We start from the raw sequence: 18,538 nt of genomic DNA on the forward strand, positions 1-18,538 counted from the left end.
CCTCATTTAATGGCTATGTGCAGCGCCGGACTTTTCAATATCCGCTTTGATCAGGTAGCTGTTCTCGGTGACATAGCGATCACCCTCATTGAGGCCACTCAGCACTTCGGTTACAGTGCCGTCGCTACGGCCGAGTTTTAGTGGACGAATTTCATAGGTTTCTCCCACTTTGATAAATACCACCGTCCAATCGCGGAAAGGTTGTAGTGCACGATTCTCGACCACTAAAGGCACAGATTTTTCATTGGTTACTACTTGGCCTTGGACCATTAGATCGGTAGTCCAGAGCTCATTGGGGTTTTCAATCACCGCTCTTGCAATCGCGAAGGGCTGACCATTACTGCTCGGAGCAAGGCTGCTGATAGTTGACTCAAAAGAACGCTCACCAGCTGTAATTGAAACCTGTTGCCCTAATTTGATCTGATCGCGACGCATCGGAAATACTTGCAACTCAGCCCACAGCTGGTCGTAGTTAGCTATGGTAAACAGCACCCGTTCGCCACTGAATTCACCTTGGCTGGCTTGCTTATCAATTATCTGACCGCTAATAGGAGCGACCAATGGATAAATTTGCAAGCTGTCATTGGATTCGATAGAAGCAAGCTCTTCCCCTTTCGCTACCAAATCGCCAAGCGTTTTTTTAACAGTGATTACGGTTCCTGGGTAACGTGCACGCACATGACTGAGGTTACGATGATCTATCGCAGTTTTACCATATAAGGTAACGCTTTCTTTAATTATACCTGGAGCAGCAATTGCAGTTTTAATGCCTGCCTTTTTTGCCATTTGTTCAGAGATCTGCACTCGACCTTCATGGGACTCATAATCCCAACTTGTGCGCTCGCCGTTGTAAAAAACAGAAACGGCAACATCAAAAGAGTGAGGTTCCTTTACTACGCCTTCACCGCGGTAATACCCAACACTATCCTCCCAGGCAAAGGGTATTTGATCCACTTTTCCACCAAGTCTTTCAAGCTCTACGGAAACACGAGCATTCTCTAAAGGTTTACCATTAAGAGAAATCCAGGCTCGAAACTCTGGCTTTACACCACTTTCATAAATAAGCAACTCGGCCGTTAGATCCCCCTCAGTCAGTAAACGGCCACCATTGGGGCCCTTTTCCTCCTGATGCTCATCATGTCCGCCATGGTTATCACTATGTCCATGACTAGAGAATTGTTTCCCTTCCTGTTCATCATGCTCATCATGGCTATCATTGGAGCCCAGCTCTTCATCTTGCTTAACATGTTCATCATGACCACCATTTGCATGACCCAGGCTTGCAATCCAAAATCCAGAGAAAATGAGGAGTATGGATAATATTGCCAGGCGAATTACTTTACTTAATCTGCTCATATCTAAATCCAAAATTATTTTCCGCTTCCTACACTCTCGGAACCTAAAGGCCCTGCTGTAAGCTGCTCAATCTCAGCGCCGAAAAGAAGTACAGACCGCGCTGCTTCGATTCGTGCACGTTCAGCATCGAGCAACTCTTCCCGAGCAACAATTAAGTCAAGATAAGAACTCCGGCCACGACGATAGGCACGATCTACTTCAGTCAATGCCTCGCGAAGCTTAGGGATTACAGAATCCTGCAAACTGGAGACAGTAGCCAGGGCCTGTTCGCGACCGGTTACGGCAAGAAATAGCTGAGGATAAAGTTGTAGTAATGCCGCCTCACGACGGAGCATAACCTCATCCAATTCAGTCATTGCTGTTAGCTCGGCACCACGATTGCGTTTTGCGGTAAAGAGTGGAACTTCGAAACCAGCTAAAGCTGTAGTTTCGTCAACAGCCCGATTCACGAGAAGACCTGCAAACCATCCAACATCAGGCTTTGAGTTGGACTGGGTGAGACGAAGCTGTGAAGCACTCAGTCGCTCTTCGGAAGCAAAGCGCGCTATAGCTGGGTTTTCCTGCGCACGCGCATAAAGTTCCTCAAAACTAGCGCCGGGCTCAAAACGATAGAGCTCACTGGAGTCTACTCGATAATCTATACTCGGCTGTCCCCACAGAGCCGATAGGGCATGCCTGTAGTACACTAGCATGCTCTCATCCGTCTGCTTAGCGAGGCTTGCTTTTGTCAGGGCGGACTCCGCTCGTAGGCGTTCAGAAACCGGGCTAGCAGCAGCGCTGACTCTGGCGCTGACAGCGCTTAGCGTTTCACGTGCGAGTAATACCTTCTCCCTAGCCAATACAGCTAATTCCTGGGCAGCAAGAACCTGAGCATAGCGACGGATAACTTCTGCCAGAAGATCTAGCGCCTTAGCTTGCTCATCCGCGATCAGTAAATTACGCTGGGCATTGACTACATCTATTCGAGCTCTACGTTTATCTCCTAGCTCAATTACGGAGGATAAAGTTACCGTCAACTCAAGCTCATTGTCGGCATCATCCTCGGGATCTGGCGCATTATTGGAGCCACCATCACCAAAGTTCTTGTATTGAGCCTCACCTCCTAGGCTTAACGCAGGCCGCAGTGCTGCAGTCTCTTCAGCACCATCTAGACCTCTTCTCTGTAATGGGAATACCGCAAGCTCCGGATTCTGTGCGAGCGTCAGCTCAATCGCATCTGGTAATGTCAGTAAATCCCCCTCCTGCGCGGATACTGATTGCGCAGCTAAATACATTATCGCCACCATCAACTGGAATATGGCACGACGACGAATCACACTCTCAGTGAGCGTGCAGTAAAAATCCATGGGTATCTCCCAAGTCAGTTTTTAATTGCGCAAGGGGGCCTTGTAGCTCTCCTTACTCGCGCGGCATTAGAGCAATCAGACTTGGGTTATAGGTGGGCGGAGTAGAGGGGTAAAATAACCACTGGGAACACGTGTATTGCCGAATTCTCGATAATTAACGATTCCGCTCAGAATAGAGAGTAATGATTGACCTACCAGGGCGGTAAAGGTACTTCCATGGCAATGACAGCAGTGATTACATAAATCCAGAAGAAACGAAGATTGATCAGCCTCATCCCCGCTGGAGGGGATCTGTAAGCTTAAATCAGAAGGGGAGCTGTCCGGTTGAAACGGTAAATTGCCGGGCAGATCTTCATCATGATGTAGAGACAGGTGATTCGTTACCTCCTGAACTTCTTCATGGCTATCATAGAATGCACCTGCGGTCTGAAAGACCATAAGCACAATTAATAGAAATGATAGTCGAACTACATTCATAAAAGTTACAAAGAGACCAGAATCTACTGAATGGGATTCTAGCAAGTAAATTCAGACACCTCAACTTAACTCACTGCCCTAAAGTTATCATTAACCCCAAAGTGGCTATTTGGTCACACCTTCTCTCCAAGTGAGGAGTCAGCCTCTAGAAGAGGTCAATTTACAGTTAACGACACTTACACTAGTAAGGAGTCTATCGGTCCCATAGTCCACGGAATTTGGGTTGGAAAGGTAGAGCTTTAAAAGGGCTATATTCTTCAAGTAATCGGGATGCGAGATCATAATACTAATGTTAAATTCATTAAGTAGATTAAAATTCTTTCAGGAACCGTTAACCTTGCATGAAAGTGGGGGATTAACTTTGAATAAGCAGCCCAAATAAAAGTCTATGCGACATTCATTTAGGAATGATTTTGATAAGAGAGCTTTCGTGAAGTCTTAGGAGGTTTATTCAATTATACGAGAGGGCAGAGTTTAAATAAGCCCACATTATAACTTACCTTGGAGAACAAATGAATGAAGACACTTACTCGTGAATACTTATCAGAAACCCCTATGCTTGACTTTGAGAATAAAACCATTCAGATGTTAATTGAAAATAAGAAATGGCGTAAGCTATCTCAGTATGACGCCATTGGTGCCATCTATAAGTTTGTTCGTGATGATATTTTATTTGGTTACAATAGTGATGATCGTATTCCGGCTAGCAGGGTACTGAAAGACGGGTACGGACAATGTAACACTAAAGGAACATTGCTAATGGCTTTGCTTCGCGCTGTTGGCATTCCTACACGCATTCATGGATTTACTATTTTTAAAGACCTTCAGAAAGGTGCCATACCTAGTTATCTATTCTATATCGTACCTGAACGAATTATCCACAGCTGGGTTGAAGTATATTCAAATGATAGGTGGATCAACCTTGAAGGATATATTATCGACCGCCCATACCTGAACAAAGTCCAAGAAGGGTTCCGTAATCAATGCTCTGAGTTTAAAGGCTATGGTATTGCCACAAAATGCCTACAAAACCCACCCATTGACTGGGAGGATAAAGATACATTTATACAGAAAGAAGGTATCGCAGACGATTTCGGAGTTTATACGCAACCTGATGATTTTTATCTGCTCTATGGAAGTAATTTAACTGGCATTAAGAAATTACTATTTCGCTTCGTGATCCGTCATTTAATAAATATCAATGTTAAACGGATTCGAGCAAAGGGCTTAGGTAAATGTAATACCTTAGAATTAAGCTGATAAAGTATAGCGATACCACCTCTAGCGAGGGTGTTCAAAACTCTGCCTAATTACCACCTATACTAAGCCAATTTTCAGCAGTCTTTCCGGCATTGGAGGTGTCCGAAGAGAGAAAAAAAAAGTCTTGGAATGAGTGCTGATAAGTCGAACCGTCGATTAAATCGATATTGAAATTCTGCCAAATATCGCTGCGCATATTTCGGCCTAATCGCATGGTAGGTACTACGCAGTGCACTTTTTAGATTGCCGAGTACCGTATTCACCCAATAGAACTCAGGCTCTTCAACAGAAGCTCGACCACCACCACAAACAATCTTGTCATGTACACAATTAGCCTCTGTGACAGCATTGAAGCATGCAAGGCCATCTGAGATAACCATGCTACCGCTGCAAAGATGCTTTTTGCTCCAGGTAGAAATCTCACTGCTCCTGAAGCCCTTGATAATAGAGAGCTTGATACGAGTAGGACGTCTATCTTTGGTAGTTTCAACGGCAGCCACAAAGGGAGTTTTACCCTTAGCTCCGCGCCCCGGCTTGCATCCAGTATGTTCACCACCGAGATAGGCATCATCCAATTCAATAAAACCGGATAGCTTGTACTGTTGGTCCCGCTCCATCATCACCTGCATGAGTTTCTGCTTCATACGCCAGGCAGCGTTGTAAGAGAGACCCAGATGACGAGCCAGCTCCATAGAGGAAATACCCTTCTTATCCTGGGTAATCAGAAAGATACCGAGAAACCAAGTAGTAAGGGGCAGTTTGGTGGAGTCAAATATCGTACGAGAAGTAATCGATGTCTGACGTCGACACCGGTTACATTGCTTGAGCTTGCGGTAAGCGAGGTTGCAATGTTTGTCATGTCCGCAGTGAGGGCAACAGAAGCCATTTGGCCAACGCCATTGACAGAGAGCATCGAAGCACTGCTCTTCTGTACCATAAGCTTTAAGGAATTGGGTCAAACTAATACCCTTCTGGAACTGTACCTTGTTGCGAGCCATGGTGTATTCCCTTACAGATCAACATGATAGCTGTATTTATATACAGTTACATGTGACTTAGCAAGGGTGGTAATTAGGAAACTCTGTGTCAGCCAAATAGCCTCATAGGCTGATGTATTTCTCCAGTCGATCTGGGAAGTGGATCGTCAGCTGTGATAGTGTCAGATTCCAATTTTGAATTGGGTGCGTCCAGCGTTCGGAGGCTTTTAGTATACCGGCATAGAGAAGCTTCAGTAAGCTATTCTCATTGGCGAAGCCGCCCTTGGTCTTGGTCAACTTGCGGAACTGCCTGTGTACAGCCTCCACCGCATTCGTAGTGTAGATCGGTGTGCGGACGTATTCCGGGTATTTAAAGTAGGCCGAGAGAGTCGGCCATTTACCCCGCCAGGACTTAATCACCATTGGATATTTGTCACCCCACTTGGTCTCCAGCTCGTCCAAAGCGTGCTCGGCGGCATTGAGCGTTGCCGCCTTGTAGATGCATTTGAGATCGGCCATAAAGGCCTATTGATTCTTTGAAGCTACATACTTTAGTGAGTTGCGGATCTGATGGATGATGCAGTGCTGGATCTCGGTCTTAGGGTAGATGCTCTCTATGGCCTCAGGGAAACCCTGCAGGCCATCAACACAAGCAATGAGGATATCTTTGACCCCACGGTTGTGGAGATCGGTCAGAACACTCAGCCAATGATGTGCGCCTTCTTGATCGGATAGGTAGAGCCCCAATAACTCCTTCTTGCCTTCGATATTGAGGCCAAGAATCGTGTAAATGGCCTTGCTGGCATAACGACCGTTTTCCTTGATTTTGTAATGGATAGCATCGAGCCAGACAATAGGATAGACAGCCTCCAGGTCGCGCTCACGCCAAGCTTGTAGTTCAGGCAGCAGCTTGTCAGTAACGGCATTGATGGTGCCGTTGGAAAGCTCCATTCCGTAGATATCGGCAATATGTGTGCGGATGTCCTGATAGCTGTTACCCAGGGCAAACAGGGCGGTAATCTTGCGTTCCAGTTCGTCGGTAAGCTGAGTTTGATGCTTCTTGACGATTTGAGGCTCGAAGGTGCCGGCACGATCCCGCGGCGCCTGCAGCTCGAAGCTGCCAGCGGGGCTTTTCATAGTTTTTGAGGTGGTGCCATTCTTGCGGTTGGGCTTATCCTCGCTGGCGAGGTGCTCTTCCAGCTCCGCTTTCATGGCAGCTTCAGTGAGTTGTTTGATCAGAGGGGTGAGGATGCCATCTTTGCCATTGAGGTCTTTACCCTCGCATAAGGCTTTGACGGCGGCATCCATATCGAAAGTAGGTTTGGTCATGGGTCATCTCTTTTTTGCTAATAGTAAAGAAATGACACAGAATTCTGAACACTACCCCTCTAGCTCTAGTCTGAGATCTAAATATGTAACTTAACTGCCACTATAGGAGATATGGTGGGTATCATTTCCTTTAGATACGATATCTATAATGAGTCCCAGAAAATATAAAACAATCTTTTTGAACAAACCCAGGATTACATAATCATATAAAATAATTTAACTTTCATATCAACAACCAATCAAAGCGGAGTATCTAAACAATATTAAATCGAGTACTCTTGATCTTCCCGCAATAAAAGATTAAGAGTCATAAAATACAATAGCCATCTATGAATAAATGAGACAAATTTCTATGACATGAAAGGCAGAGGTTAAGCCTCTCATACAATCAAAATTATATTTATAATAAGTACATCACCTATTCGCATCAAACCAACGATACATTTTTTAAATAGTCAAGTAAGGAAGTATTCTCGAAATATTACGTGCATCATCCACACCGCGATGCTGCTGACCTTCAAAGACAATACCGAGAGACTGTAGAGCAGATCCAAGTCCTGAACGACGCTTCTTACCTGTCTTTTCTTGCCATACTGCTTTCAGGTTGATATGCGGTTTAGCAAAAAAATCTGGCGCGCAACCGTGCCGTATCAGCTCTACTTTGATCTGCTTCCAATCGTATTCCCCCCAGCTAGCCCAGGCTTGATACTCATAATGAGATAACCATAAGTTAAGGAGACTCGTGCTTTCTCTGAAATCAGGCGCACTAGCCACCATGCTATTTTTGATACCTGTAAGTTCACTGCAAAACTTACTAAGTTTCGGATTAATCATTGGTCTAACAAATTGACTATGACTAGCTAAGATTTCACCATCCAAAGTAGTCAGTACAAGTCCGAATTCAATGACCTCCATTACCCCAACAGATAGTGGGCGATCATTCCAACAAGTTGCCTCAAGATCTACAATCAGCAGGTGCTTAATACCATTGAAGCAATTCTGAAAAACCATGCTAAACCCTATAGTATTTTTTAAAAATGAAAAAAATCCCATTAGTATACGAAAATTATAATATACATATAAACAGAGTGAGATATTTAGAACGAGCCCGTCATCAATTGACATGGCTCAATAGAGTATTGTAAATTTTTCAAGGGATATACTATATGGAAACAATAACATGTCCTTTAAGTACTTTTAATTATTAAATATTAGATTTCTTGGTATATCATTAGGTATTCATAAAAAATAATAAGCCATTTCAAAATATATGTGTGTATATTTATGAAGCTCTATAGCTCTCAGAACAAACTTATCAGCAAGCTAGATAGAGAAACTACAAACCACACAATATTTCTATCTTTACAATATGGTATAACTATGTTTAGAGCACTGCAACAGCCGGGTGAATCCATCCATTCCTTTATATTAAGAGTTTTTATAAAAGCTGGGTTTCGGAATATAAATAGCTTAATAGCTGGCGGGGGTGGATGGAGAGAGTACCCTTCAATTCCGGATACAGCCAAAAAATATTTCACTTTTTATCCCGAGAAAGTACTGATTGACATTTTTGACTCTACTTACTCTATCGGAACAGAGGACACTTTTAGCAGAAATAGATTTACACATTTTAAAGGCTTCCCGCAAATTCTTAACTACTCTCATGGACAATTTACTGGAAAACGAATACCTATTAAGTTTTGTAAAAGGTGTATTGAAGAAAAACTTGCAAATCAGGGCCATGCGTTTTTCGAAAGCAAGTGGTTATATATATCATATTGCGAAAAGCATAACTGTCCGTTATGGCAAATCAAAAGAACCCCTTCAGTAAAAAACAAAATTAAAAGCGTGATTTTAGGTGTTTTATCGGCTAACTGGGAGAAAGTATCCAGCTCAATAAAACATTTAACTTCAGAAGTTTACAATAATAAACATTATGAGGACCCCATAAGTAAGTGGAAACTTTACTTTTCTCCCTGTGCAAAACTAACCTACATAGAATATTTTGTTCAGACTTTATCCTATCAGAAAAATTACATTGGGAAATTTTCTGATAGGAGATCAGCAGAACCCACGAAGAGCGACCTGAACCTCTTAAGAGCAAGATTGAAGAGATATTGTCATATGAGTTTTTATGATGTGTACAGTAAAGAATTGCAATCAAACTATAAAATCATTAAAAACTTCGAAAAAGAAAATTTTGAAACTATAAAAGTTAAACGATGGGGAATGGAGTTCCCTATACTTAAAGATAAAAAGGGAGCCTGCGCATCTTGTTCCCGATGGAATATAGATTCTTTCACTGACTGTTCAATTTCTGGTGTTATAGCTAGCTCTCGTGAAAGCGATTATTCAAGAATGGAAATTAACAGCAATAATTATATTGACTTTACAAAAAGATGTGCTATTACTTGGCTAAACATACAGAGATATGAGTTTCGCAAGAAGTATGGTTATAAACATCCCTTAGGCCTTCCTGCACCTCTCAATCAATAAATATGTTCTCTATTTTTTAGGATACCTCCCCTTAGCCTTTAGAGGTTTAGGTAGAGCAACCTCTAGCCATTCACGATCATATAAATACAACCAATAAAAGGCTTTATTACAGTGTAACTTAATATCTTTACGAATTGCTTTAGGGTGGGATTTGTAATATTTAAGGATTTTTAGCCTATAGCGACGTCGCATTGACTCCATATGGCATCGTTTACGATAAGTTACTAGTTCAGGATGAGTTGAGATAACTTGTTCTACTGATCCTACACCAATTTTACAAATTGTAGCTATTCGATGCCGGTTCATTCTTGTATACCCAAGGTGAATAATTTCATCTCTACAAGCCTTAGATAATTTCTTTGGCTTAAGATTCAAGGGGATATCGTGGAGCGCTGCAAGTCTTTTCAGATAAGTTCTACTTTTCCCTGTAATTTTAGAGGTTTCATTAAGCGACCTGCTTCGTAGAATATCAATACATTTCCTCTCTTTCCTTTTCGTCCTCATAGCAAAATCCTTTTTACGGGTTTGGAATTCAAACTCTACACTATTATGATCCTCTAATAATTGCTGGAAGGTAGAAAAAAGCCAACTTGAGAAAAAAATGTGCTGGAAGGGATTATGGCTTGCTCCTTGAACTAAAAGTTGAGAAACATATCTGAAGTCTTCAGAAGATTTTGGGAGCGAGCTATTATAAAATGGCCGATACTGCTGTGAATATACATAAAAATTTTGCATTAATTTTAGACGCCTAATACGGCCACTATTCGTTACCAAGCCCATATTATTTAATTTAAGGCGATATTTTGAAGTAACATCTATTAACGGAATAGGCCATTTGATCTTTCTTAAAAAATCATATCCAAACTTACCTACCTTATATTCAACACTAGATGCTTCTTTAGCACAGCAGGTCACTGATGGTAACAATCCAAGGTTAATTCGTTGACGATTAAGTAAGTCAATTCTCTCTAAGAGTACTGGATGTATACCACAAGAAGAGACCCCAGGGATTTGATGCGACCTATGCCAATAAGCAACTCCATATTGATTTATATCGCTACAGGCGCACTCTTGACACCATTTCAAGCATAGCGAAGAACCTGCACCAAATGATGGGAGCTGACTTTCCCTTATTGATCTCGCGCTATCATTACTCAACATAAATTTTATTATGTTATTTGAATACTTAGGCAAATAAAATATATATATTGGAGCCAATGTCTGACCAAATAAAATTTCGTACGTTTCATCATCTGTCAGGGCTGAAAGTTTTTTTAGATTCGATGTCAAAAAGGGGTGTATGGAGGCCCTCTCCTCAGCAAGATATATTTTATTAAACTCTTTACCCTTTAATCCAGAAATAGTAGCAAAGCGAATAATTCGACTAAAGAAAAGTTCATCAGGAAAAGCTTTGGGCAGGAGCATATTGTCAAATATGGGGTGAAACTTACTTTGAGGATAGATGCTTGATCGGATTTTTAAATAAAATTTCCATTTTTTTTAACTCAGCTTCAGGATTCTCTGCAATAGATGCTCGCCTTATCAAGTCTGGATCTTTAATAAGTTCATTTAAGTCACCAATAGATTGCAAGTAAGATAGCTTCTGATGAAATTCATGGTGCTGGGGGCGATTTAAATCTCCGGGGATAATCATAACTTCTGATTTCGAAGTATCTATAGATTTAACGGAAATTTCACTAGTTTCGACCTTAGACCTATTATTACTCTTTTCCCTTCTGATACGCCGAAATTTTTCAAGCCTATTTATCCTTGCTTCATCTACAGATTTTTTGGAGAAATTTATAGCTTTTTTTGCTGCATACTCCAGGACATATTCTGTTATAGACTCGTTATCTGAACCAATTACTAAACGCTGAGACTCCCTATAAATTCTTACAGCCAGATCCATATTACCAATAGATAGATCATATAATTTGTCACTAAGAGATTTAGTTAAAGGAGTTTTTTCCTTTGTCCATTGCAACACCCAAAGTTCTTCAACAAACATGGTCCACTCCTCATCATTTTTCATCAAGTCCATAGTAAAAGAAGCTTGACTTTCTGCACGTCTTGCTGTCTTTAGAGTTTTCCCTAATAATTTGTCAAAAGGAGGGTTTGCACACAGAAGAATGGGAACTCCCAATTCATTCATAAGATTATGAAGAAACCCCAGAAATTTATCTTCGCCTCCAGCTTTTGCCAAATTTAAATGCTGCATTTCATCTATTATTATGACACCTAAAAAGCTAGACTTTATTTTAGCTTCAATTTGCTTAACAAGTAGATCACTCGTTTTTTCTGGCTTAGTCTCTTCTCCTCCAAGCTTTCTATCAATTTCCGATAAAATCTTAAGACAAAGGGCTCTGATACTTGAGTTTTCTGGGCAATCTACTTTAGCCCATACTACTTGCTTAATATATAAAGGCTCACCTTGGTATTTACGATGCTCAATAACTTCTGGAAAACAATTTAAAATCTGCTCTAGCATACAACTTTTTCCGACACCGCTTTCCCCAAGTAAAGTTATACCACTCCCGTTAGATTTGAAATAACCTGTTCTAGGAGCAACTTTAGATCGTTGGTCTACAGGGTAGTGTAAATAGTTCATGGTTGTCGGCGACAGGGGATTCTTGCTTGAATAACCTTTCTTAATCGCAATTTCAATTGCTCTAAAGCATTCTAGATATACTGGAAGAGGCTGCCTTAACTCTTCGATTCTTGTAAGGTATTCAATACGCTCGAAAGCACTCAACTTTCTCTCGTTTTCAGAAAATGAAGGATAGCTACTTAATTTTTCTACCAAATCCTCATCTTTCAATTTTTTTGGTAATGCTTCGATCAAGGGGTTCCCCCGATGCTCCGGGAGTATTGCAATGTTATACTCTGCATAATTTACACCTCTCACTGGTTCCGCCTCTTCCTTTTTATTAATGAGACAGCTTCATTTTTCCTTTTTGACTCTAAGTTCTCATCATCGGGATATAGTTCTGATTTCTCTTCTCTAATGGATTCACCGTATTCAATTCGTCTATCAAGAACCGCCTCTTTTCTTCGTGTTCTCATTCCCTTTATTCGCTCAGTCTTACTCTTATCTTGTACATCTTTTTTTGTTTCACTTTTTGCTACTTGGCTAACTAATTTACGTCTATTATGTCTTTCTATAGACTTTTTACCTGGTTTATTTTTACATTTTTCTTTCTTTTTCCAATCTTTAAAATACAATATATCAGCTTGATGCTTATCACTAAGGCTTGCAGAAAACTTCATCAAGTTGCATTTAGTGAACCCTTCGCGCTCCTTAAGGCGAACATATATGAATGAAGAGTTATCTTGATCGATACGAGCTTCCATTTTCCAGCACTTGGTAGACCTGGCAAGCACTTTCCATTCTTGAAATTCTTCCCGGTCACATTCATAGTACATATCCTCATTTAAGCGGATACCTTTACTCGTCATAGATACTTCTACCGCAGGTAGAAGTTTAGCCCTTACTTCGGACTCCTCTGATCTACTTAAAGCATGCCGATGCTTTTTTAGATGGATATTCCAATAATTAAGCGGTGTAGGGGGCAATCCATTTTGCACTAACAAGACGGATTGTGCAGCTAAACCGTCAAATAGAGAATTATTATGCTCCATAACCTCATCAATAAGTAATTTTGTTACTTCATCTAATGTATATGTTGCATCGAGACGTGGATCACGATCACCTCGAATATAATGATGTCCTCTAGTTGTCCCTAATAATTCATGGACTAGATTTTTATTCAATATTTCGAATCTTCGTTCCACAATGCCTTTAAGATCGGCGCGATAAGGTGGAGCTATACTCAGGTGACCGATTAATGGAACGGCTAATTTTTCAGCGCTCTTACATATAAACTCCCCTCGATCGCAAAGCAAACGCTGGGGGATATGATGGCAAGGCCATTCATGATCTTCGATTTCGATACCGAACCTAGAACAATAACTTTTCTTATCCGTAAAGCTATTGACAAGAGCTTGACGACCCGCACGCCAAGAAGCATATTCCATAGAAACGTGAAGCCCAACAATCATCCTGCTTTCTTTATCTACCACACAATAAACAGTAGGCCTACCTAGAACATGAGAGCGCCTAAATTCAGAGACAATATGAACATCCAGTACTGTTGAATCCAATTCAAAGCAACTTCCAGGAACTTCGGTATGATCTGTCGCAGCTCCTCTTAACCCACGCTTGTTTCTTTCAAAGTCACCCACTGTAGTTTGCTTTCGGATTATTTCATTTTTTGGGATTAATTTTTTAACCCAATATATAAAAGTACGATATGATGGAACATTCGGCGACCTAGATTCACTCTCTGCCAGTATTAGTTCTTGTGAGTATAGCTCCTTCAACATTTTTTCATAAACTTGACTAAATGGAACTCGACGCCCTTTCAAGCCATACTTCTTCATCGCTAAAATAAAATTATTCTTATCATTTTCCGAAGTGTTAACCCCTTGATGTATTTCCATGCTCGGTGTAAGCATTCTTATTGGAGCTCCACGTTTAAGACCTCCTGAGACCCTAACTCTTCCAGCTCCTCCAGAATTCTTGTAAGCAGGCAGGAGGGCATTTCTTTCTTGCCCACCCCTCCAATATTGATTTAATAACCTATATATTCTCTGAGCCCTTACCCCTTTACTTTTCGCCTGATTTACCAGAACTTTGCTTCTTTCTTCAGTAGAAATCTCAAGGAGAAAATCTGGATTTTCTATTAGCTCACTTATCAGCTCAATATTTCTATCACGTTTTTTAATATGAGCTTCAGGTATCAACCCCTCATCAGCTAGCTGATAGTAGGGAAGAGGACTAAAGTTTCTTTTCACAGCTCCTCCTTTAATCGCACACAAAAATCTGGAGCTATCAATCTTAATAGGCCTTCTTAAACCTCCAGATTCTTCAAGATTAAAAAGAACCAGAATATTTATATCATAAAAAAGTTCAAGAACACGATACACACCACTATCAACCCCATCAATATCAGTTATACTCCAAACACTGTTTCGTTCAACTCGCATGCTTACCTACCGATTGATGAAAGAATATTTGTTATATCTATAACTCCAGACTCTGCTATCGGTTTACTTAAGTCTACCTCAACTTTCTTAATAGCGATTAAATGCTTCAAAAGTACTAAAGCTTCATCGTTCTTAACATCTACATTTTTACAGAATCCATTGCATATATCTTCGATCAAATTGATCCCGACATGTAATGTCTTTATGGCTTGCTTTTCTATACTTTCCTTAAATCTACGTCCTTGTCTATATGCAGAGGTAAACCACTGAATATTTTTAGATTGAATAACCGATATTTCATTCATAGTATATATATGGAAATTTACCCCCAGAAGCTCCCACCAAATACGTTCAATTTCTAATTTTTCAGCTGTACGCTTTATTGATAGTTCTTGGGCTGATTTAACAGAGATAGCCTCATACCAAAAGTCGTGTTTATCTGTGCAAGTCAAAACAAAGTCTGTAGTCATGACATTGTATGATCCAGAACCAGGCACTTTTGGATGATTTATATCTAGATTCTTTGCAATCTTGATAGAAAAGTCTAGGGGGAGAAGGGGAAACTGTTCCCTTATATCGATTACTGAATCACAGTTTTCAACCAGATAGAAGAGACAGCTTTCGTTTTCTGAGAGGGTATGATGCTCTCTATTAACTTTAATACCCTGAATTTTTCCACTATTTCCCTTAGATTTAACATCCTGAACTCTCAGCCAGGGTTTGTATTCTTCTCCAGCTCCCAGCCCATACTTGTTTTTCAGAGCTCTTTGAAAATCAGTTAGCCTCTCTAACCTTCTGTGTCGCGCCAAAACTTTTCACCCCAATCTGATTTATGACTAAAGCATTAACATCTTAGGTCTGTAAGATTTATTAATCCGGTATCTATAGTATACATACTGAGGTCATATTTAAGTGGTTGTGTTCATCCTTATTCAAACATTATGAAATTTAGCAGATCTTACAAATTCGTAGGACCGCTACGCCTAAACCGTAGAGTGTTTCTACCTATTATAAATCTGATTTTTTTATGTTATATGATTTAAGGATTGTCTTGATAATTTCTTATAAAAAGAAAATATCTCATAAAATTTTCAGCCAAAGTAAATCTACTATGAGTCATAGAAATAGGCTCTATGACTCATTTAATGGGTATTTTGTGAGTCATAGAAATAGGCTCTATGACTCATTTAATGAGTATTTTGTGAGCCATATAAAGCCTTACACAACTTCTGAGCTTGGCTTAAAATACGGAAGGCCTTAAAAGGTGGCATTCAAATCAACAGTTTGCACTTAATATCTATATATAAGATTTGGTTTGTTATCGATTTTGAACTAGTAACGAAGGATATATTGTTATATTCATCCTCATTTATTCCTGCTGCATAGGCTGCACGACTACCTCTCCCGCTGAGTGCACTCGCAGATGTGGCAATATTCACACTTTATAATTAGTGTTCAAACTTTATTATTCAGTGTTCAAACTTTTTCTACAGTGTTCAAACTTTATTGTACCGGCACACCATTAAGCCACCTCTCCTGCAGCATGACCTGAAGCCCAAGCCCATTGGAAATTAAACCCGCCGAGCCAGCCGGTTACATCGAGAACCTCACCAATAAAATAAAGCCCCTGCCGGGTTTTACATTCCATAGTACGGGAAGAGACCTGTGCAGTATCGACGCCACCTAATGTTACCTCAGCAGTGCGATAACCCTCAGTGCCCGCGGGTACCAATTTCCAGCTTTGTAACTTTTCCCCAGCTTGCTGTAATTCCCCCTCCCCAAACTGTTTTAGGGGGCGGCTGGTAATTTGCGCTCGCTGCAGGAAAAACTGTACTAACTTTTTGCTCCAAACCTCAGCCAAAACGCTGTGTAAGTGGCCATCCGGGCTCTGTTGTCGGCGCAGCGGTAACCACTCTGCCAGATTTTTCTCTGGAGCCAAGTCAAATATTACCGTTTGACCTTCTCGCCAGTGGCTGGAAATTTGCAAAACCGCTGGCCCACTCAGTCCCCTGTGAGTGAACAGCATCTGCTCCTGGAAACTACCTTCAGCGCAAGAAGCAGTCACTGAAAGGGAGGTTCCAGGCAAGGTACCCTGACGCTCCAATTGCCGTTTATGCTGGGTGAATGGCACTAGCGCTGCTCGAGTTGGGACTAAATCAAGCCCAAACTGCTCAGCGATCTCATAGCCAAACCCGCTCGCCCCCATGGTGGGAATAGAAAGGCCTCCAGTAGCCACGACCAAGGATTCACAGGTAACCGTCCCCATACTGGTTTCGACCTTATACCCCTGCCCCAAAGCTCGAATTTGAGTAATGCTACAGCGCGTGCGGATCTGTGCCTTAGCCGCGCGGCATTCCGCTAGTAACAAGTCGACAATATCCCTTGATTTATTGTCGCAAAAGAGCTGACCGAGAGTTTTCTCGTGATAGGCAACCCCGTGCTTTTCCACCAATGCAATAAAGTCCCACTGGCTATAGCGAGCCAAGGCGGACTTACAGAAATGGGGGTTGTTACTGTAGAAGTTCTCTGCACTGGTGTAGAGATTGGTAAAGTTGCAACGGCCACCACCAGACATCAGGATTTTCTTTCCGACTTTGTTGGCGTGGTCCAGGACCAACACGTTGCGCCCGCGCTGGCCCGCTGTAGCCGCGCACATTAGTCCAGCTGCCCCAGCGCCAATGACCAATACATCGACGCTTTCCGGTAGCTGGCTGGTAGAAACCTCTGTCATAGGTAGGAAATAGTACTGCAGTAAGACCGGTGATCAGGTGCGAGGCAGGGTAACGCCGCGCTGGCCCTGGTATTTGCCACCACGATCTGCATAGGACACATCACAAACTTCATCGGATTCGAAGAACAGCATCTGTGCCACACCCTCGTTGGCATAGATCTTCGCAGGCAAGTTAGTGGTATTGGAGAACTCCAAAGTCACATGACCTTCCCACTCCGGCTCCAGTGGCGTCACATTGACGATAATACCGCAACGGGCATAAGTGGATTTACCCAAGCAAACCGTCAATACAGAGCGCGGGATACGGAAATACTCCACTGTACGCGCCAAGGCAAAGGAGTTTGGCGGAATAATGCAGTGATCGCCTTCAACATCCACAAAGCTGTTTTCATCGAAGGTCTTGGGGTCAACTGTCGCTGAGTGAACATTGGTGAAAATCTTAAATTCACGAGCACAGCGAACATCGTAGCCATAGCTGGAGGTGCCATAGGAGATGAGTCGATCGCCATTATCGTTATGACGCACCTGACCGGCCTCAAAAGGCTCAATCATACCGTGCTGCTCTGCCATGCGGCGAATCCACTTGTCGGACTTGATACTCACTCCGTCCCCCCTGAATAGAATAATTAGTGCTCAATTAAAGAGGCGGAATCATAGCCGGTTTAGGCTGTGCAAAAAAGTGCCTATCCAATGAATTCTCACTTGTTGCCACTGGATAGATACTGTATAAATTAACAGTATCACTGTATACACATACAGCTCAAGACGAAGATAGTGGCCGGATCGGACTAAAATTCAGTGGTGGAATCGTGGGCAGCGCAGAAAACTTCATAGAAAACAATCAGTTAGACCGCCAGGCAAAACACCAGAAACTGGCACAGCTACTCACCAGAGCCGATATCTGGCAAGCAGCAAATGAACCCCGACGGCAGCGAAACGGCATCGCCAGTGGTTATCCAAGCCTCGATGCCCTCCTAGCGAACCACGGCTGGCCAAGAGGGGCCACTACTGAGCTACTCATGGACCAGATGGGTATCGGTGAACTCACCCTAATACTACCGGCCTTGGCAAATCTCACTCAGAGGGGGCAAATGGTCATACTGGTCAATCCACCCCATATCCCCTATGCGCCCTCATTAGCCAACAGCGGTATCCGCCTTGAGAACCTGCTGATCCTGCACCCCCGAGGCCCCAAGGATACTCTCTGGGCGATCGAGCAATCCCTACAATCCGGAAGCTGTGGTGCCTTACTCAGCTGGCAGGGGCGGCAATCCCTGAACCATAAAGATCTTCGTCGCCTGCAGCTCGCTGCCCGCAATGGGGACTGTCTGCACTTCCATTTTCGCCCTCAGTGTGAAACAGCAAACCCCTCACCCGCGAGCTTGCGCCTACAGCTCACACCCAGGGAAGGAGAGCTGGCGCTAAGGCTTTTAAAACAATTGGGCGGAAACTCTGGCCAAAACCTCTATTTGGCAAGAGCAGCAAAACTGGTCCGACGGGACCAACCAATGCACTGAACG

At 42.2% G+C, this 18,538-nt stretch carries 13 protein-coding genes and 2 pseudogenes; 3 read left to right on the forward strand and 12 right to left on the reverse strand.

Going from position 1 to position 18,538, the window contains the following annotated elements; genetic code table 11:
- Positions 1-6: 6 nt before the first annotated feature.
- The 3 genes from ACJJIY_RS22045 to ACJJIY_RS22055 form a co-directional block, all read right to left on the reverse strand.
- On the reverse strand, positions 7-1,356 hold the full coding sequence (locus ACJJIY_RS22045) for an efflux RND transporter periplasmic adaptor subunit (RefSeq protein ID WP_152456399.1): 1,350 nt from the start codon (positions 1,354-1,356) through the stop codon (positions 7-9).
- Positions 1,357-1,370: 14 nt separating this feature from the next.
- Positions 1,371-2,702: a TolC family protein gene (locus ACJJIY_RS22050; RefSeq protein WP_152454491.1), complete on the reverse strand. Its 1,332-nt coding sequence runs from the start codon at positions 2,700-2,702 to the stop codon at positions 1,371-1,373.
- A 75-nt stretch (positions 2,703-2,777) separates the two neighbouring features.
- Entirely contained in the window at positions 2,778-3,179 is a 402-nt protein-coding gene (locus ACJJIY_RS22055) for a hypothetical protein (protein WP_282933837.1), read from the reverse strand.
- Between the two features lie 516 nt (positions 3,180-3,695).
- On the opposite strand from ACJJIY_RS22055, the gene ACJJIY_RS22060 reads away from it, so the two are divergent.
- Positions 3,696-4,439 (forward strand): transglutaminase-like domain-containing protein, encoded by a 744-nt coding sequence (locus ACJJIY_RS22060; RefSeq protein WP_152454492.1) that lies wholly within the window; start codon positions 3,696-3,698, stop codon positions 4,437-4,439.
- Positions 4,440-4,496: 57 nt separating this feature from the next.
- On the opposite strand, the pseudogene ACJJIY_RS22065 reads toward ACJJIY_RS22060, so the two are convergent.
- The 3 genes and pseudogenes from ACJJIY_RS22065 to ACJJIY_RS22075 all read right to left on the reverse strand — a co-directional run bounded on the left by ACJJIY_RS22065 (position 4,497) and on the right by ACJJIY_RS22075 (position 7,798).
- Positions 4,497-5,437, reverse strand: a pseudogene (locus ACJJIY_RS22065) (IS1595 family transposase).
- A 102-nt stretch (positions 5,438-5,539) separates the two neighbouring features.
- Positions 5,540-6,745: pseudogene (locus tag ACJJIY_RS22070) on the reverse strand (IS256 family transposase).
- A gap of 447 nt (positions 6,746-7,192) precedes the next feature.
- Positions 7,193-7,798 carry a 3'-5' exonuclease gene (locus tag ACJJIY_RS22075; protein WP_216646256.1) on the reverse strand — a complete coding sequence of 202 codons (606 nt, stop codon included), beginning with the start codon at positions 7,796-7,798 and terminating at the stop codon, positions 7,193-7,195.
- A 327-nt stretch (positions 7,799-8,125) separates the two neighbouring features.
- Here ACJJIY_RS22075 and ACJJIY_RS22080 point away from each other — a divergent pair, with 327 nt between their 5' ends.
- Complete coding sequence (locus ACJJIY_RS22080) at positions 8,126-9,241, forward strand: hypothetical protein (protein WP_152454493.1); 1,116 nt, start codon at positions 8,126-8,128, stop codon at positions 9,239-9,241.
- 9 nt (positions 9,242-9,250) lie between these two features.
- On the opposite strand, the gene ACJJIY_RS22085 is transcribed toward ACJJIY_RS22080, so the two are convergent.
- The 6 genes from ACJJIY_RS22085 to dcd all read right to left on the reverse strand — a co-directional run bounded on the left by ACJJIY_RS22085 (position 9,251) and on the right by dcd (position 17,621).
- Positions 9,251-10,666, reverse strand: a complete 1,416-nt coding sequence (locus ACJJIY_RS22085; RefSeq protein ID WP_445358836.1) for a TnsD family Tn7-like transposition protein — start codon at positions 10,664-10,666, stop codon at positions 9,251-9,253.
- Positions 10,667-10,688: 22 nt separating this feature from the next.
- The gene (locus ACJJIY_RS22090; RefSeq protein WP_216646257.1) at positions 10,689-12,083 is read right to left on the reverse strand and encodes an ATP-binding protein; all 1,395 of its coding nucleotides are present in this window, start codon (positions 12,081-12,083) and stop codon (positions 10,689-10,691) included.
- A 59-nt stretch (positions 12,084-12,142) separates the two neighbouring features.
- Positions 12,143-14,287, reverse strand: a complete 2,145-nt coding sequence (locus ACJJIY_RS22095) for a TnsB C-terminal domain-containing protein (RefSeq protein ID WP_152454495.1) — start codon at positions 14,285-14,287, stop codon at positions 12,143-12,145.
- Positions 14,288-14,289: 2 nt separating this feature from the next.
- A complete protein-coding gene (locus ACJJIY_RS22100; RefSeq protein WP_152454496.1) occupies positions 14,290-15,096 on the reverse strand; it encodes a TnsA endonuclease N-terminal domain-containing protein in 807 nt (268 codons plus the stop codon).
- A 713-nt stretch (positions 15,097-15,809) separates the two neighbouring features.
- On the reverse strand, positions 15,810-17,018 hold the full coding sequence (locus ACJJIY_RS22105) for a BaiN/RdsA family NAD(P)/FAD-dependent oxidoreductase (protein WP_445358837.1): 1,209 nt from the start codon (positions 17,016-17,018) through the stop codon (positions 15,810-15,812).
- A 33-nt stretch (positions 17,019-17,051) separates the two neighbouring features.
- Positions 17,052-17,621 carry a dCTP deaminase gene (gene dcd, locus ACJJIY_RS22110; protein WP_282933840.1) on the reverse strand — a complete coding sequence of 190 codons (570 nt, stop codon included), beginning with the start codon at positions 17,619-17,621 and terminating at the stop codon, positions 17,052-17,054.
- Between the two features lie 206 nt (positions 17,622-17,827).
- Here dcd and imuA point away from each other — a divergent pair, with 206 nt between their 5' ends.
- Positions 17,828-18,535: a translesion DNA synthesis-associated protein ImuA gene (imuA, locus tag ACJJIY_RS22115; RefSeq protein WP_445358838.1), complete on the forward strand. Its 708-nt coding sequence runs from the start codon at positions 17,828-17,830 to the stop codon at positions 18,533-18,535.
- The last annotated feature ends 3 nt before the right edge of the window (positions 18,536-18,538 follow it).

Source organism: Microbulbifer maximicatervae (SeqCode), assembly GCF_052468155.1.

What these genes read in the sequence shown, in the direction of transcription:
- ACJJIY_RS22045 (WP_152456399.1), bottom strand. Translation starts at nt 1,356, where the DNA reads ATGAGCAGATTAAGTAAAGTAATTCGCCTGGCAATATTATCCATACTC.
- ACJJIY_RS22050 (WP_152454491.1), bottom strand. Translation starts at nt 2,702, where the DNA reads ATGGATTTTTACTGCACGCTCACTGAGAGTGTGATTCGTCGTCGTGCC.
- ACJJIY_RS22055 (WP_282933837.1), bottom strand. Translation starts at nt 3,179, where the DNA reads ATGAATGTAGTTCGACTATCATTTCTATTAATTGTGCTTATGGTCTTT.
- ACJJIY_RS22060 (WP_152454492.1), top strand. Translation starts at nt 3,696, where the DNA reads ATGAAGACACTTACTCGTGAATACTTATCAGAAACCCCTATGCTTGAC.
- ACJJIY_RS22075 (WP_216646256.1), bottom strand. Translation starts at nt 7,798, where the DNA reads ATGGGATTTTTTTCATTTTTAAAAAATACTATAGGGTTTAGCATGGTT.
- ACJJIY_RS22080 (WP_152454493.1), top strand. Translation starts at nt 8,126, where the DNA reads ATGTTTAGAGCACTGCAACAGCCGGGTGAATCCATCCATTCCTTTATA.
- ACJJIY_RS22085 (WP_445358836.1), bottom strand. Translation starts at nt 10,666, where the DNA reads ATGCTCCTGCCCAAAGCTTTTCCTGATGAACTTTTCTTTAGTCGAATT.
- ACJJIY_RS22095 (WP_152454495.1), bottom strand. Translation starts at nt 14,287, where the DNA reads ATGCGAGTTGAACGAAACAGTGTTTGGAGTATAACTGATATTGATGGG.
- ACJJIY_RS22105 (WP_445358837.1), bottom strand. Translation starts at nt 17,018, where the DNA reads ATGACAGAGGTTTCTACCAGCCAGCTACCGGAAAGCGTCGATGTATTG.